The organism is Nitrospiria bacterium (assembly GCA_035498035.1).
Lineage (GTDB): Bacteria > Nitrospirota > Nitrospiria > JACQBZ01 > JACQBZ01 > JACQBZ01.
The window spans coordinates 1-14995 of the sequence record DATKAN010000021.1 but is presented as its reverse complement, the minus strand read 5'-3'; the positions used below and the strand labels follow the sequence as shown (position 1 = coordinate 14995).

The window sequence follows — 14995 nt, the reverse complement described above, 5'->3', positions numbered from 1 at the left end:
GAAGCGATGAGCGCTCCGCAGGATCAACCCTACCACGGCTGGATCTGGGACATGTTTCAGGAGTACGTCCGGAAGATCACCCGGACCGCGTCCACCGGGGCCATGCCGCTGGAGGAAATGCAGTCGCGTTACCGGAAGATGCACCGGGACTTCGAGATCAAGATCATGGTGAGCGACAAGGTGGGGATGATCGTCCAGTTTCTCGACCTGGACATGTACCGCTATCCCGACTTTGAATCGCTTCTCGAGGCATCCGCTTTCTTAAATTTTCTCTCTCTAAAATACGGCGGGGGAAAATTCAAGGTGAACCTTTACTACGACGGAACCTTTATCGCGACGAAAAATTTTAAAATCGAGGAAGGTCCGGAAAAGTGGCGGGAACTGCTGGGTTCAAGGGAGGGGAACAATTCGTAAGGGCCGGCTTCCTCAGCGGGCGCCCCGACCCAGCAGGACCACCTTGATCGTTTCAAAGAGAATGGTCAGATCCAGCCAGATCGAAAGGTTCTTGATGTAGTAAAGATCGTATTGAAGTTTTTCCAAGGCGTCTTCCTTCGAGGCCCCGTAACTGTATCGGATCTGGGCCCAGCCGGTGATTCCCGGCTTCACCGCGTGACGGGCGGAATAGTAGGGAATTTCCTTCAGCAATACCGCGACAAAAAACGGCCGTTCCGGACGGGGCCCGACAAAGCTCATATCGCCCTTCAAAACGTTGATGAGCTGGGGCAGCTCGTCCAACCTCGACTTCCGAAGGAACCTCCCCACGGCCGTCCTTCGATCGTCCTGATCCTGGGCCCACTTGGGCCCGGTCGCCGCCTCCGCATCCACCCGCATCGAACGGAACTTCAACAAGGTGAACACCCTTTCCCCCTCCCCCACCCGCTCCTGACGGAAGAAGGCGGGACCGGGGGAATCCAGGCGGATCAGGACCGCGATGAAGGGGAACAGAGGCAGGCTGACCAGGAGGGCCGCGGAGGCCAGGACCAGGTCCAAAACGCGCTTGGTGACGCGGGCCAGCCGGTATTGTTGAAACCCGGATGAAAAAATAAACCAGCTGGGTTTCAGGTTCTCGACGAGGATCTTTCCGACCAGCCGTTCGTAGAAGTTGACGCCGTCTTCAACCCCCGTCCCCTGAAATTTGCAATCCAGCAGCATGTTCACGGGCAGCTTGCCCCGCCGGTCCGGCAAGGCCACGATGACCCGGTCGATGCTCTGCTGGGATACGATGGCCGAGAGCGCGGTATAATCGCCGATGATCTTCGGATTGACCACGCTCTCCCCCACCCGCCTCGGGTCCTCGTCCACAAAACCAATGATATCGTAGGCGTCCCGATGATTGTGAAGGACCTCCTCCCCGATCTTCCGGGCCAGCGAGCCGGACCCCAGAATGACGACCCGGTCCCTCATCCCGCTGAATCGGCTGAGCCGGTCGTAGGAGAACCGCCATCCGATCACGGCCAACGGCAGCAGGACCAGGGTGATCAGGAAGATCCCCCGACCGATGATCAGGGACGGAAAAAGATAATAGACCGCGGATAAGAGGATCGCGGCCGCGGCCAGCGATTGAACGAACTTGATCGTCCACTCGCGGCGCTGGTGGAACAGTCGAATGACATAAAGGTCGTTGTAATAGAAACTGACCTGACAGATCGAGGCGATCACGAACGCTTTCAGATAGACCAGTCCGTTCGAGAGGGGGGAGACTTCATTGAGGAAGAAGCGAAGCGATACCGCGATCAGCACGCTGGCGCAGAGCAGCAGATTCTCGATTAAGATGAATCCGACGCGGCGGATCAAATTTCCTGGACTCGACAGCAACATGGTTCACGAACGTTTTAACGCCCTATTTTTTTTGGTGATGATAATAATAGTAATGCGACATATACGATTTGACGTCGTTTAATACGACGCCGAGAATCTTGCGGCTGTCCAGATCGGCGATCGCGCGCTGCACCAGACGTTGCGGGGTGTGTTCGGCCCAGATGACCATGATCATCGCATCGGCCAGCCCGGTAATCACGTTGGCGTCGGCCAACGGAAGAATCGGAGGAATATCCAGGACAATAAAATCATAACGGCCCTTCGCCTGTTCCAGAAACTCCCGGATCTGCTCCGAACCGAGAAGACGAAGATCGTCCCCCATGCTCTTTCCGGCCGGCAGGACCGTAAGACGCCCGTCAAAATAGGTCAGGCCGACATGGTCCAGATCGGTCTGGAGCGACAGCAGATTCACGAGACCGCCGTTCATCGGATGTCCCAGAAGCCGGGACAGCGAGGGGTTCTTGAGATCGGCCTCGATCAACAGGACACGGCGGTTGAAGTCCTTGGCCAGCGCGGCGGACAGGTTGATGGAGGTCAGGGTCTTCCCCTCATTCTTGACCGAGCTCATCACCGCGATCACGCGGGAACCCAGATCCTTGGAGATTTTATTGAGCTTGGCGCACACGACCCGATACTGCTCGGCCGCCAACGAAACGGGCTCCGTGATCGTGACCAGCGTGGGATCCAATTTTTCCGCAATCCCCGAGGGTGTTCTCGGCCGGACGCTGGTCTCGCCGATGTTCGGAATGGAGGCCAACACGTTGAGACCGAGAACGGTCTCCACTTCCTCGGCCCTTTTGAAGGAATTATCCATCACCTCACGGAGGAAGGCGGCCCCGCCGCCGGAGGAAAGGCCCACCAGGAGACCCATGAGGACCACCCGGAACAGATCCGGCTTGTAGGGCTTTGTCGGCAGCGTGGCCGGATCGAGGATGCGGAATTGTTCCCCCTTCTGCCGCTTTTCAAGATTTTCCGAAATGCGTGCGTTGAGTTTTTTGTCCAGGAGGGATTGATAATGCGCCTTGGTGCTCTCATAATCCCGCATCAAGGCCAGCATCTGCTGTTCCCGGAGCGGGGCATGTTCCACGCGGGCCTCGTAGGCCTTCATCTGCGCCGCGATCTGTTTTTGTCGGTCTTCAAGACGGCGGATATCGAGAAGGGTTTGATTATATTCCCCCTGAAAGTCGTCCGCGGGAGCGGCAACGGCCTCGGTTGTTGCGTCCTTCTGTCCCCCTTCCTTTGACTTTCCGGAATTGGAATCCTTGGCCTCGGAAGCGCTGGCCTTGAGACCCGCCTCCAGTTCCGCGATCTCGCCTTTGACGCGAACCACATCCGGATATTTGTCCGTGAACCGCGTTTGGAGGTCCGCCAGTTCGCTTTTCAACCGGACCAACCTCTGGGCCGGGGTCAAGGCCTCCAAGCGATCCCCCGCGTCATGGTCTTGGGAGGACAAGACCCGTTTTGAGTTGCTCTCCAGTAAAAAGGCCCGGCGTTCCTTGGCCCTTGACAGGGCCTCGCCGACCGTTTGTTGCTCGAGTTGGAGCCGGTCCAGGGTTCGAAGGTTGGCCGAGGTCTGCTCGGGAAGCTCCCCCATGTTTTGCTGCTTGTACTGACGTATTTTATTTTCCTGGGCTTCGAGGTCGGCCTTGATCCCGGTCAGCTCGTTGTCCAGAAAATCCGAGGTCCCCTCCACAAACTCTTCACGGACCTTGAGATTCTCCTCGATAAAGAGGGAGGCCAATTTATTCGTCACCTGCATCACGGTCCGGGGATCGGGCCCCTCATATGATATGCTGAAGGCGTCGATGTCCTTCTTCCCCCGCTCGACCTTGACCTCGACATTTTTCCGGACCAGGTCCACCACCTCGTCGGGCGTCATCCGCTTCGCTTCCCCCTTGTAAAGTCCGAATTCGTCGATGACCGACTGCAGCAGGGTCCGGCTCGTGACCTGCACCTCGATATTGCCGAGCCTTTCGTCAATGTCGGTTGAAACGGTCGACTTGACATAGTTTTCCGGAACCTTCTGCTGCTCGATGGTGATCAACGTGGTGGATTTATAGGTCTTGGGCAACACAAAACACAATACAACGCTGACGATCACGGATAGGAAAAAAGGGACGATGACATACCAGCGTCGGCGTAAAAAAATCTCCACATAATCCTGCCATACCATGCCGGTCATCTGTGAAGACATCGGATTCCTCTCAAGACCAATGCCCCTGAAGGGCGAAGATGTATTGATTCTGGATCAGGTCGCCCTGTGTGGACCCAGCCTCCTCTTGTCGGGTGTAGTTATAGGAAAGATGTCCGTTCAGCCAAGTGGCGAACTGGTAATTCAACCCAACATTGACATTCTGGGAATGGATATCGGTATGAAAACCGGCGGACGTGGCCGAGCCGAGCGAATAGTTCCTGGCCGCATTCAATGCGACATTCGCGCTTAAAAACCTCGACATTTGCCGGCTCAGGGAGACCGTCCCGCTATCCGTTATAAGGACCGTGTTGGCGATCCCGCCGTTATTGGTGCTGAAATTCCGCCCCCCCATCACGCTCAATTGAAGCTTTTCGCTCAGACTCCTTGTCAGGGACATGTTTCCCATACTGATAAAGTCGGGGTGATTTGAGCTCGGAAGCACGGCCGCGCCCGCTCCCAGATTCACGCTTCCAGTCATGACCTCCGAAAATATATGCTTCTCCCCCACCGTCAGCATATATGTGAACGATGGTCCCCCGCCGTGGGGGTCGAAGCGGCTGTAGGACACGTTGCCATTCACCGTATCGACCCGGCTCAGGTCATGGCTTAAACCGATCGCGAACACATTCGTCAGACTGTCAACCAGCGCGGGATCGTCGTAAGTGGTGTAGGTGTTTTGGTAGGAGAATTGGATACCGGTCCGGGCCGTAATCGGGGAGGATTCGGAGATACTGAAAAAGTTCAGAAAGGTATTGGTCCTCGGCGTGCTCACCCCTCCGGTGGTCACACTGGGATTGGGAGCCACGGCCGACTGAAAATTGGGAAGGAAGGGCGCGTCAACCATCATTTCCGAAAAGTGCAGAGTGGAATTATCGGGAAAAACGGGCCCCATCATCCGGCTCAGGTCTCCATCGATGGAAAGGCTCTGCGAGGCCCGGTTGAGATTCTTGTAGGTTTGAAACAGCTCAAAACCCAATCCGTATGATCCGGTCAAATTCATTTTCGACCCTTGATAAGTCATCCCGACCTGTGAATTAACGGAGTATACCGCATCCGGGTGACCATCGGATGCGATCTGGACGTTGGTATCGTAGCGCGTCCCGGCTCCCAATCCCAAAGACCATTGCCACCCCCCGTAAACGGTGCCGGGAATAACCGCCAGTGAAAGGCCCAGCGCCACAATGGCTGTGAGAATACGGCATCCGTTCAGGTTTTCCTCGTTTCCTTGGTTCACTACGGGACGACAATTGTGTCGCCCGATTGGAGCTCGAGATTTTTCCGGGGATCCTCGCTTGAAATGATGTCGTCATAGCGTACCCGTAACTTGACCTCGGCGGAGTTGTTCGGATCCTTGCGAAACAGCGACATCCCGTTCTTGGAGGCAAACGGCGTAAATCCTCCGGCCATGGAAATCGCCTGCAGGACGGTCGTCCGTTCCTTCAAGGGATACTTTCCCGGATGGGCGACCTCCCCGGTGATGTAATAGAAATAACTGTTGATGGTGGTCACCAGGATCGAGATCTCCGGGGCGGCGATGTAATCCTTCATCTTTCGGGTCACGTCCGTCTTCAATTCCGCCGTGGTCAGACCGCTGGCCTGAACGTCGCCGATCAGGGGCAGCGATATTTTCCCGTCGGGCCTCACCGTCACCGTCCGCGTGAGATCGGCATTCTTCCAGACCATGATCTCCAATACGTCCTCCGGCCCGATGCGGTATTCGTCCACCACCCGTTGGCCGTCGATCTGGGGCCGTGGAAAATCGATCAGCAAGGAGTTGTTCTGGGTCCGGATGTCCGGCTTTGAGGATTGATTGAGGAGCACCTCCAACTGAACGGCCAAGTGAGGATTCTGCCCGTCATGGACGTTGATCTCACGAATCACCCCTTTATCCACCTTGATCGCTTGCGTGAAGGAGCCGCGGTTCATGGACAGAAGATTGACGACCATCCTCGGCGGATTCTCCAGCAGCAGATAGGTGTAGGTGATCGGCTTTTCCCCCTGAACCACGATTTCCGTTTTATCCGAGAGGTCCATCACCCGAAGGTCGGTGATGGACTGGTCATTTTTGGAGGCTGAATCCGACGGGGACGGCATCGATCGACAGGCTACGGCCAGAAGACTCGCGGCAACTATGAGAAGCGTTCTGCGTTGGGTTTTTGAAAATTTCATACGATCTTCGCCCTCATTCCGGCATGCTGACCAGATTGCCGCCCTTTCCCTGGGCGTTCATCAACAATTGTTCCGACTTTTGAATCAAGCCCGCCACATCGTTGGCGGTGGTGGGAAAACAGGATACCCCGATGCTGATGGTGCGGCGGTTATTCTCCGTGCCGGTTTCAAAGGTGTAATGCTCCACGCGCTCGCGTATCCGCTGTCCCACCCGGATGGCATTCTCCAGGTCGGTGTAGTGAAGAACGATGAAAAAACTATTGTCCATCCGTTTCCCGAGAAGATCCGTCCCCCGAATTTCATCGCGCATGAGATATCCCAAGGTACGATGCACGGCTTCCTCCGCGGGGCCGGGGGCCGGACTCCTGAGGCGATCCAGCTGGACCACCAGCAATGAAAAGTAATACAAATATCGGGTGGCCTTCCGGACTTCTAGTTCAAGAAGATATTCAAAAAAGTTCCTGTCCAGGGGTTGGGTCCAACGGGTGTCGATCCCGTCATCCGGGTTTGTCGGATTCTGCATCATGGCCCTTATCTCCTTAATGGATCCTGCCGTTAGACCAAGCGCGGACAGCAAACGACCTCAGGTCATCGGACCGGCTCCGAGGGTCCCGGCTCCCCTTCCAGATTACATTGTCGGATCTTGTACAGAAGCGCTTTGTAACTGATCTTGAGGAGCCGCGCCGCCGCCTTGCGGTTCCAGTGCGTCTGCTCCAGGGCTCTCAAGATCGCTTCTCCTTCGGCTTTTTTCATGGCCTCGCGCGCGACATGCTTCAGGGGCAAAAATGAGGAATGGTTGCCCGACGGCTGCGATTTATCCTCGACCGGGGGTTGCGCTTCCGCCGGGGCCGCAAGGACAGGAACGGATTTCGGGTTGACCGGCAAGCGACTTTCATTCTGATACTGCTGGACAATGGTTTCCTCGTGGCCCATGATCACGATCCGCTTGACCAGGTTTTCCAGCTCCCGAATATTGCCCGGCCAGTTATAATCCATCAGCCGTTTCAAGGTGCCGGCGCCGAGCATTTGGCATTCCTTATTAAACTGCTGATTGTACTTCTGTATAAATCGTTCGATCAACAACGGGATGTCTTCCTTGCGGTCCCGAAGCGGGGGAAGGAAAATACTCACGACATTCAGCCGGTAATAGAGGTCCTCGCGAAAGGTCCCTTCGGCCACGGCTTTTTCAAGGTCCTTGTTGGTCGCCGCCAGAATCCGAACATCCACCTTGAGCTCGTTTCCGCCGAGCAGGGCGAACTCCCCCCGCTGCAAAACGTGCAGAAGCTTGGATTGAAGCTCGAAGGGAATATCGCCGATCTCATCCAGGAAGATGGTCCCGTGATTGGCCATCTCAAATTTTCCGGGACGCCGGCGGAAGGCTCCCGTAAAGGAGCCCTTTTCATACCCGAACAACTCGCTTTCCAGCAGACCTTCCGGAATCGCCGGACAGTGGACCGTTATAAATGCCTTTCCCGATCGGTTCGAGGATTCATAAAGACTTCGCGCGACCAACTCCTTTCCGGTCCCGCTTTCTCCGCGAATCAGGATCGTCACATTCGTATTCGCAACATGATCGATGATCGCTCTCACTTCCTGCATGCGGCGGCTGGTTTCCAGAAGCAACTGGGGATGGTAGCCCTTGTGTCCGGTCACGGCCGTTTGGGGCACCAGATCGGTCGGACCCAGAATCGTATTCCGAAGTTTTCCGAAGGCTTCCAGAATGGAGGTCTTCAACTCCTGGGGAAGAAACGGTTTGGTCACAATCTTCCATGAGGTCGCGCTCGAAAGATCCTTTAACACCGGAAGCTGCATGGCGCCCGCGAGAAGGATCACCTTTGTGGATTCCCCGAGCTGCTTGAGTCTCCGAAGGTAATCGAGTGTATTGGGATTGATCCGCCAAAGGTCGTATACAACCACCGAGGGCTTGACCGTCTCCAGTTCTTCCCAGAAGGCTTCCGGATTCAACGGCATAAAAAGTTTATGGTCAAAATGAGAAATAAAACTCTTCAGATAATTTCTCATGATTTGATCAGCACTGATGAGAAAAATACGGCCGTTGTCCATAGAAATCCGACCCATTAGAACAGAAGAGGACTTAAATTCATCACTCCATTGATTGGGAATATTGTGGAAAAACTTTTCCATATTATAGCATCTTCCACGTCAAATACTATGTTTATGTCGCCGGCGGTGTCAAGAAATTTTTGAGAGAATTTCGGTTTTCGGGTCAGGTGACTTTCTTCTTGGCCAAACCGGTCAATATAATGAGGCCAATGCCGATTAAAAGCGGTGTCATTACGTCGCTTTTCTTGATTATTCCCGGCAGGAGGTTAAAAACAACCCCAAAGAGCATGCATATAACACCGCAAGATAAAAGAAAAATTTGACCTGTCCGCCTCCGCATTACCCGAGTCTCCCACCATCGGTATTTAATGGTGAGTAATAATGCAACTCCCGGACCAGAGGGCCAGGCCACAAATTTTTACCACCAATGCAATGCTAAAATTCAGCCCCAAACCCAAGCATCACACTGTTCAGTTCATCCGTCGTCTTTGCCCCTGTCACCCCCCCGGACCGGGTCCCCGTTCCGGAATAGCTCGCGAAAACGTCATTAAATAAATAACGTATCGAGATCCAATAATTCGATCCGAGGCGATAACGACCTTCGGCATGAAATCCGATCGACCATGAGGATGCGTTCTCTCCGCTGGTCACGGGGTGCTCATTCACGGCCAAATCCGGTTGATAATCGACTCCGAGGCGGGCCGAGATCTTCGATGACAGAGGGAGGCGTCCTTCCAGCCCCAGACTGGGTCCCCGATACTGGGTGTTGCCAAGAAATTCGCCATCCGTTTCGGAAACACGGTAGACATACCATGCATACCCCGCGAGGCCGATCAGCTCCAAATCGGTCGTTCCGGGCCATAAAATAAAGCGATATTTCAGATGGGTGGAATACCAATAAGGCCGCGACTTGACGCTGATCGAATTGCCGCCCGAGTTCTCGAGCTTGGCGAACCCGATCTGATAAGCGCCATCAACCCCGAAAGAAGGCATCATCCAGAATTCGGCGAAAGCGCTCGCCATCGCGAAGGAGGAAACGTTCCTACTGAACTCCATCTGATCTGAATTGAAACGAAAACGGGACCAAGCCGTTCCCCCGTACAAGCCGAGCTCTCCACGCGAATGTTTATGCGTCGGCCTTTCTTTCTCCTTCCCTTTCGAGGCCGCCGCTTCCATGTCCATCCATTCCCGCTCCTGCCGCGCCAGAAGTTCGTTTTGCTTTGAACCCATCTCGGATAAAAGTCGGGAAGAGGGTTTAAATACGACGTACTGACCCTGCTCAATGACCTGGCCGCTTTCCAAGCGGAGCGGTTTGGCCTCGGAGAATCGATCATCCGCACGAACGACGACGAGGGTCCCCACGTTCATTTTTTCAACCCCGATCACCTCCCGGGTAAAGGGATGGCGGGTCACTTTCACGATACGAAACACCTGGACCGGTGTCCCATTCCCCAGACCGTTCAGGCGGCCCGCCCCGACCGTGACCGTCCCGCCCTTTTTGTTAACCCCGGCGATCACGGCTTCGTAAGGGATCCGCCCGATCATCTTGCCCACAAGGGTCCGAACCCCTTCCTCTACGGCGGCCGGGTCCTTGTAGTCCTTGATGAGGACGAACTCCCGGGCAAACAAAGCGCCCGTCTTCGCGTCCAGAAGATTCAGATCGATTTTGAGGTGATCGCCCTCGATTTTGACCATCCCCGTGATGATCCCGTCCAAATCAAACCTCTTCCCGAGGGCGGTCAGGTCCGGGATGGTCAACGGAAGTTCCCGGGCGAGTTTCGGCTGGGGAACGATCTCAAAACGGAAGGCCGCAGCCAGCTCATGCCTGATCCGTTTCCCGATATCTTTTGTGAACCGTTGGGTGGTCCGGTCTTCGGGGTTCAGAAGGCCGATTTTTTTGAATCCGATATTTTCGTCGGACGGAGGCGGGACGGTATCGGCCGAAAACGCGGGGGTCGCAATGAACGAGACGAAAACTAAAACCGCCGCCGCGCGTATCCTGTTTCGGGCACGGGACAAATGGACTGCCTTTCGGGGTCTAGATGTTACGCATTATGCCGTCCGGATCATAAAAATTTTAGCATAATATCACGAATTAGCGAAATTTTCCGTGGATTATGGAACTAATATGGGGAAACCCGATACGACCCGGCATACAAATCCACTTGCTCCTTAAGGGCATCCTCCTGTAAACTAATTACTACGGATCAACGCAGTAAACCCATGGTATTCTAAAGCGTTCTTGCCCGATCATTCATCAGGTCCTTATGCTTGATTTCAAAATATTCCTCAAAGACAAACTGCTTAAGAAAACAACGTTTTCCAAGAACCGAATCACGATCGGCCGGTCCGAAAACAGTGATATCGTCCTTGCGGACACCATGGTGTCCCGTCTTCACGCGGTGATCGAAAAACGCGGCGCACACTACATTTTGGAGGATCACAGCACGAACGGGACCGTCCTTGAGGACGCCCCTGTCAAAGGGGCCCGGCCGATGGCGGAAGAATGCACCATCGGGATTTATCCTTTCACGCTGCGATGCAGCGCGCATCTGGACGAGGTAACCCAGCCGCTGATCTATCCGACCCCTTCCGACAAATTGGAAAAACCGGACAGCGCACCCCCCGAGGCCTCCCTCCGGCACCTTCATTTCGGGTTGCTGGTCGGAGAAGATCCCAAGATGCACCGGCTCTACAAGACGATCGAACGGGTTTCGCACAGCCCGGCTTCGGTTCTGATCCGGGGAGAAAGCGGCACGGGAAAAGAGCTTGTCGCCAAGGCGATCCACTCACTCAGTCCACGCCGGGGATCGCCGTTCGTGGCCTTGGATTGCGCCGCCATTCCCGACACGTTGATCGAAAGCGAGCTGTTCGGGTTTGAGAAGGGAGCTTTTACGGGGGCCTTAGCCGCCAAGAAGGGGTGGATCGAACAGGCGGAGGGGGGCACGATCTTCCTCGATGAAATCGGAGAACTCGCCCTGTCCGCGCAGGCCAAGTTGCTGCGTTTCATTCAGGACAAATCGTTCAGCCATCTCGGAGGGACCCGCCTGCTCCAATCCGACGTCCGTCTGATTACGGCGACCAACAAGGACCTGGAGGTGGCCATTCGCGACGGGCAGTTTCGATCCGACCTCTATTTCCGTCTCCGGGTCGTCCAGATCCATCTCCCTCCGCTTCGGGACCGCAAGGGGGATATTCCTCTGTTGATCGATCATATCCTTTCCAAGATCACCCATGAGCACAAGCTTTCGCAGCGACCCGTCCTTACCGAATCGGCCGCCGAAAAACTCCGTGAACATCACTGGCACGGAAACGTAAGGCAACTTGAAAATACCATTTACAATGCCTTTATCTCAACCTCTCCCCCTCATCTCATCGATGAAGCGGATCTCGAGCTTCAGAACGATTTAAGCATCCCGTCGAAATCGTTCGATGAGATCAACCGGCAATTGCTGATCGATACGCTCAGGGAATGCAACTGGGACACGGCCAAAACCGCCGCCGTCCTCAAGGTCAGCCGGGGAAGCATCTATTATAAATGTAAGAAGCTGGGGATCGATATCAAGCAGCTTTCGAAATCCTAACCCGAAAGAGGCAACAGGAGGTTATCGTAGGTCAGCAGCTTGACGTACTCGATGACAAGGTCTTTGAGTTTTGAAGGGTCCTCCGACGGGTAAACGTAGAGAGAGACATTCCGGCCTTGAAGCATTTTCGAGAAACTGTCCCAAACCCGCCTCGTGTGGTAAAGAGAAGAGACCAGCAATAAATACCGGTGCCCTCTTTTAAGGGTCAATTCCGAAATGGCCCTGGCTTCATGGAAGGTCCCCCAGAAACTCTCCGGAATGGACACAAGCTCGATATCGGATTTGGGCACGCCGAGATCCATTAATCGGTCGACCGCCCATTCGTCGTTCGTCAGATTTCGTCCAAGCATGGGGTTGTACTCCGTAATCCCTCGACGGCTCATGATCAGCACCCTCCCGGCCGCTCCGTCCCGATAAAGGGCGGACGCCTTGATAAACCGGCTCTCGAGACTCCGCTGCGATCCGCCGAGCACATAGATGATCCCGTTCGAATCACGCGAGGCCCCGGAAAAAATCTCATTTGCGGGCACGACTTTCACCAAGCGATTCTTCAGAAACGTTTTCATTCCTTCCGGATAAAGAAAGCTGCCGTCGTTCATGTGAAGGAGCCCTATAAACAATGACACACCCGCGAACAATCCGATGAAAATCAGCCACCCTTTCATTCGTTTCTTATTATAAGGAATCTTCGGAGTCATCGCCCGGGATTTCAAATCTTTGAAATAATATTCTAATTTATAAAAACCCCCCGCATAATTCCCTCGCCGGGAGTACCAAGCTCAAAACCAATTAATCATGCCGATTCAGCAAGTTATATAAATTCCATTCGTCCCGGCCGTTTTGGCAAATCTCTTGCAATACGTATGGGGTCGCATACGACATATTGCGATCCTATAAATAATTTCATCCGGCCCGATCACGAATTGATCCGGCCATCCTTTGCTCAGAGCAAATCAGGGGAAACCCTGTGACGCAGAGCAACGGGGCTAAAGCTAAGCGAGGATCTGGATTTCGGCGTGATCTCGGCGAATTCAGTCGAGCCGCTTACCAGCCCGAACGGACCTCCAAATCCGAAACAAGCCATGCCCGCCGAGCCGCCAAAGGGAATTTTTTTGGCGGTTTTTTTATATATTGGAGGGCATCCGATTCATGCATACGTCTTGGAAGCAAGGCTTTATATTCAGTGTCGTTTTTTTCGTCCTCTTAGTCCTCCAGTCCCATTCCCCCGCATTGGCCGGTGATGCCTCGCTGACATGGAACGCACCGACCACCAATACGGACGGTTCTCCCCTGACCGATCTTGCCGGGTTCAAGGTTTATTACGGGACCTCCTCCGGAATATACAGTACAACGATTGATGCCGGTAATCAAACCACGTACACGGTGACCGGGTTGGGCACCGGCACCTTCTATTTTACCGTTACGGCGTATGACAGCTCGGGAAACGAAAGCGGATTCTCGAACGAAGGAAGCAAAACCTTTGCCGATACGACACCGCCGGTCATTTCGGCCATCGGAGCCGGCAGCATCACCAGTTCCGGCGCAACGATTACCTGGACCACGAATGAAGCTTCGGATACTCAGGTTCAATACGGTATCACTACGGCCTACGGGTCGTCCACCACGCTCAATAGCACAAAGGTGACTTCCCACAGCCAGGCCCTGACCGGCCTTCTTGCCGCCACGCTTTACCACTACCGTGTCTTGAGCCGTGATGCCGCCGGCAACCTGGCCGCCTCCGGCGACAACACCTTCACGACCTTGACGCCCCCGGACACCACCCCGCCGGTTATTTCGGGGATCGCCTCGAGCAGCATCACCACTTCCGGCGCGACGATTTCCTGGACCACGAATGAAGCCTCGGATACTCAGGTTCAATACGGTATCACTACGGCCTATGGGTCATCCACCACTCTCAATAGCACCAAGGTGACTTCGCACAGCCAAGCGCTGACCGGTCTTCTCGACACCACGCTTTACCACTACCGTGTCTTGAGCCGGGATGCCGCCGGCAACCTGGCGACCTCGAGTGACAGCACCTTCACGACCTTGACCCCCCCGGACACCACCCCGCCGGTGATTTCGGGAATTGCGTCCAGCAACATCACCACCTCCGGCGCGACGATCGCGTGGACCACGGATGAACTCTCGGATACTCAGGTTCAATACGGTACCACGACGGCCTACGGGTCATCCACCACTCTCAATAGCACCAAGGTGACTTCGCACAGCCAAGCGCTGACCGGTCTTCAGGCCTCCACGCTGTATCATTACAGGGTCCTGAGCCGGGACGCCGCCGGCAATCTGGCCACCTCCGGTGACGGCACCTTCACGACCTCGACGCCCCCGGACACCACCCCGCCGGTCATCTCAGGGATCACCGCGAGCAATATTACAAACACGGGCGCAATCATCACATGGGCGACGAATGAAGCGTCCTCCTCGCAAGTGGAATACGGAACGACGACGTCCTATGGATCGTCAACGACGCTGAACTCCACATTGGTCACAAGCCACAGCGTCACACTGACCGGTCTGGCCGCTTCCACCACCTACCATTACCGTGTGAAGAGCGCCGACGCCTCCTCGAACCTCGCGACCTCGGGCGACAACACCTTCACCACCTCGGCCGCGCCCGACACCACCCCGCCGGTGATCTCGATTGTGGCGTCCGGCAATATCCAGTTCAATTCGGCCAATATTACCTGGACGACGAATGAAGCGTCCTCGTCCCAGGTCGAATACGGAACGACCACCGCCTACGGCTCGTCGACGACCTTGAATTCCACGATGGTCACCGGCCACAGCGTCGCATTGACCGGCCTGTCGGCCTCCACCACCTACCATTTCCGCGTGAAGAGCGCCGACGCCGCTTCCAATCTGGCGACCTCCGGCGATAACACCTTCACGACCCCGGCCGCGCCCGACACCACCCCGCCGGTGATCTCCAACATCGGGTCCGGCAACATCACCAGTTCAGGCGCCGCGATCTCGTGGACCACGAATGAGCTCTCGGATACTCAGATTCAATATGGAACCACGACGGCTTATGGATCGTCGACAACAGTCAACAGCACGCTGGTGACTTCCCACGGCCAATCGCTGACCGGTCTTCAGGCCTCCACGGCGTACCATTATAGAGTGCTTAGCCGTGACGCCTCAGGCA

Annotated in this window: 11 protein-coding genes and 1 riboswitch; of the genes, 3 read left to right on the top strand and 8 right to left on the bottom strand. The window is 55.2% G+C overall.

The genetic code is table 11. The features are described from left to right. Window positions 1-6 precede the first annotated feature (6 nt). On the top strand, window positions 7-414 hold the full coding sequence (locus VMN77_03490; GenBank protein ID HTN42840.1) for a hypothetical protein: 408 nt from the start codon (window positions 7-9) through the stop codon (window positions 412-414). A gap of 12 nt (window positions 415-426) precedes the next feature. Here the strand turns inward: VMN77_03490 and VMN77_03485 are convergent, their stop codons facing one another. The 7 genes from VMN77_03485 to VMN77_03455 form a co-directional block, all read right to left on the bottom strand. Further along, window positions 427-1794 (bottom strand): TIGR03013 family XrtA/PEP-CTERM system glycosyltransferase, encoded by a 1368-nt coding sequence (locus VMN77_03485; protein ID HTN42839.1) that lies wholly within the window; start codon window positions 1792-1794, stop codon window positions 427-429. A gap of 46 nt (window positions 1795-1840) precedes the next feature. Then, window positions 1841-4012, bottom strand: coding sequence for a polysaccharide biosynthesis tyrosine autokinase (locus tag VMN77_03480; GenBank protein ID HTN42838.1), 2172 nt, complete (start codon window positions 4010-4012; stop codon window positions 1841-1843). A gap of 10 nt (window positions 4013-4022) precedes the next feature. Next, window positions 4023-5246, bottom strand: coding sequence for a hypothetical protein (locus VMN77_03475; GenBank protein HTN42837.1), 1224 nt, complete (start codon window positions 5244-5246; stop codon window positions 4023-4025). Then, window positions 5246-6181 carry a polysaccharide biosynthesis/export family protein gene (locus tag VMN77_03470; protein ID HTN42836.1) on the bottom strand — a complete coding sequence of 312 codons (936 nt, stop codon included), beginning with the start codon at window positions 6179-6181 and terminating at the stop codon, window positions 5246-5248. Before VMN77_03470 ends, VMN77_03475 begins: the two co-directional genes overlap by 1 nt. 13 nt (window positions 6182-6194) lie before the next feature. Continuing rightward, window positions 6195-6707, bottom strand: a complete 513-nt coding sequence (locus VMN77_03465; GenBank protein ID HTN42835.1) for a diguanylate cyclase — start codon at window positions 6705-6707, stop codon at window positions 6195-6197. Between the two features lie 62 nt (window positions 6708-6769). After that, on the bottom strand, window positions 6770-8245 hold the full coding sequence (locus tag VMN77_03460) for a sigma-54 dependent transcriptional regulator (protein HTN42834.1): 1476 nt from the start codon (window positions 8243-8245) through the stop codon (window positions 6770-6772). A 435-nt stretch (window positions 8246-8680) separates the two neighbouring features. Then, the gene (locus VMN77_03455) at window positions 8681-10264 is read right to left on the bottom strand and encodes a hypothetical protein (GenBank protein ID HTN42833.1); all 1584 of its coding nucleotides are present in this window, start codon (window positions 10262-10264) and stop codon (window positions 8681-8683) included. A gap of 248 nt (window positions 10265-10512) precedes the next feature. On the opposite strand from VMN77_03455, the gene VMN77_03450 reads away from it, so the two are divergent. Continuing rightward, a complete protein-coding gene (locus VMN77_03450; GenBank protein HTN42832.1) occupies window positions 10513-11829 on the top strand; it encodes a sigma 54-interacting transcriptional regulator in 1317 nt (438 codons plus the stop codon). Here VMN77_03450 and VMN77_03445 read toward each other — a convergent pair. Then, the gene (locus VMN77_03445) at window positions 11826-12494 is read right to left on the bottom strand and encodes an ElyC/SanA/YdcF family protein (protein HTN42831.1); all 669 of its coding nucleotides are present in this window, start codon (window positions 12492-12494) and stop codon (window positions 11826-11828) included. The two genes, VMN77_03450 and VMN77_03445, sit on opposite strands and share 4 nt — an antisense overlap. Window positions 12495-12766: 272 nt before the next feature. Next, a riboswitch (cyclic di-GMP riboswitch) is annotated at window positions 12767-12931 on the top strand. Window positions 12932-12978: 47 nt separating this feature from the next. Between VMN77_03445 and VMN77_03440 the strand changes: the two genes are divergently transcribed. Beyond that, window positions 12979-14995, top strand: a 2017-nt coding sequence (locus VMN77_03440) for a fibronectin type III domain-containing protein (protein HTN42830.1), incomplete at its 3' end; no start/stop codon positions are given.

Excerpts from the sequence above, each read along its gene's own strand:
- VMN77_03480 (HTN42838.1), bottom strand. The coding sequence starts at position 4,012 with ATGTCTTCACAGATGACCGGCATGGTATGGCAGGATTATGTGGAGATT.
- VMN77_03465 (HTN42835.1), bottom strand. The coding sequence starts at position 6,707 with ATGATGCAGAATCCGACAAACCCGGATGACGGGATCGACACCCGTTGG.
- VMN77_03445 (HTN42831.1), bottom strand. The coding sequence starts at position 12,494 with ATGAAAGGGTGGCTGATTTTCATCGGATTGTTCGCGGGTGTGTCATTG.
- VMN77_03470 (HTN42836.1), bottom strand. The coding sequence starts at position 6,181 with ATGAAATTTTCAAAAACCCAACGCAGAACGCTTCTCATAGTTGCCGCG.
- VMN77_03450 (HTN42832.1), top strand. The coding sequence starts at position 10,513 with ATGCTTGATTTCAAAATATTCCTCAAAGACAAACTGCTTAAGAAAACA.
- VMN77_03490 (HTN42840.1), top strand. The coding sequence starts at position 7 with ATGAGCGCTCCGCAGGATCAACCCTACCACGGCTGGATCTGGGACATG.
- VMN77_03460 (HTN42834.1), bottom strand. The coding sequence starts at position 8,245 with ATGGACAACGGCCGTATTTTTCTCATCAGTGCTGATCAAATCATGAGA.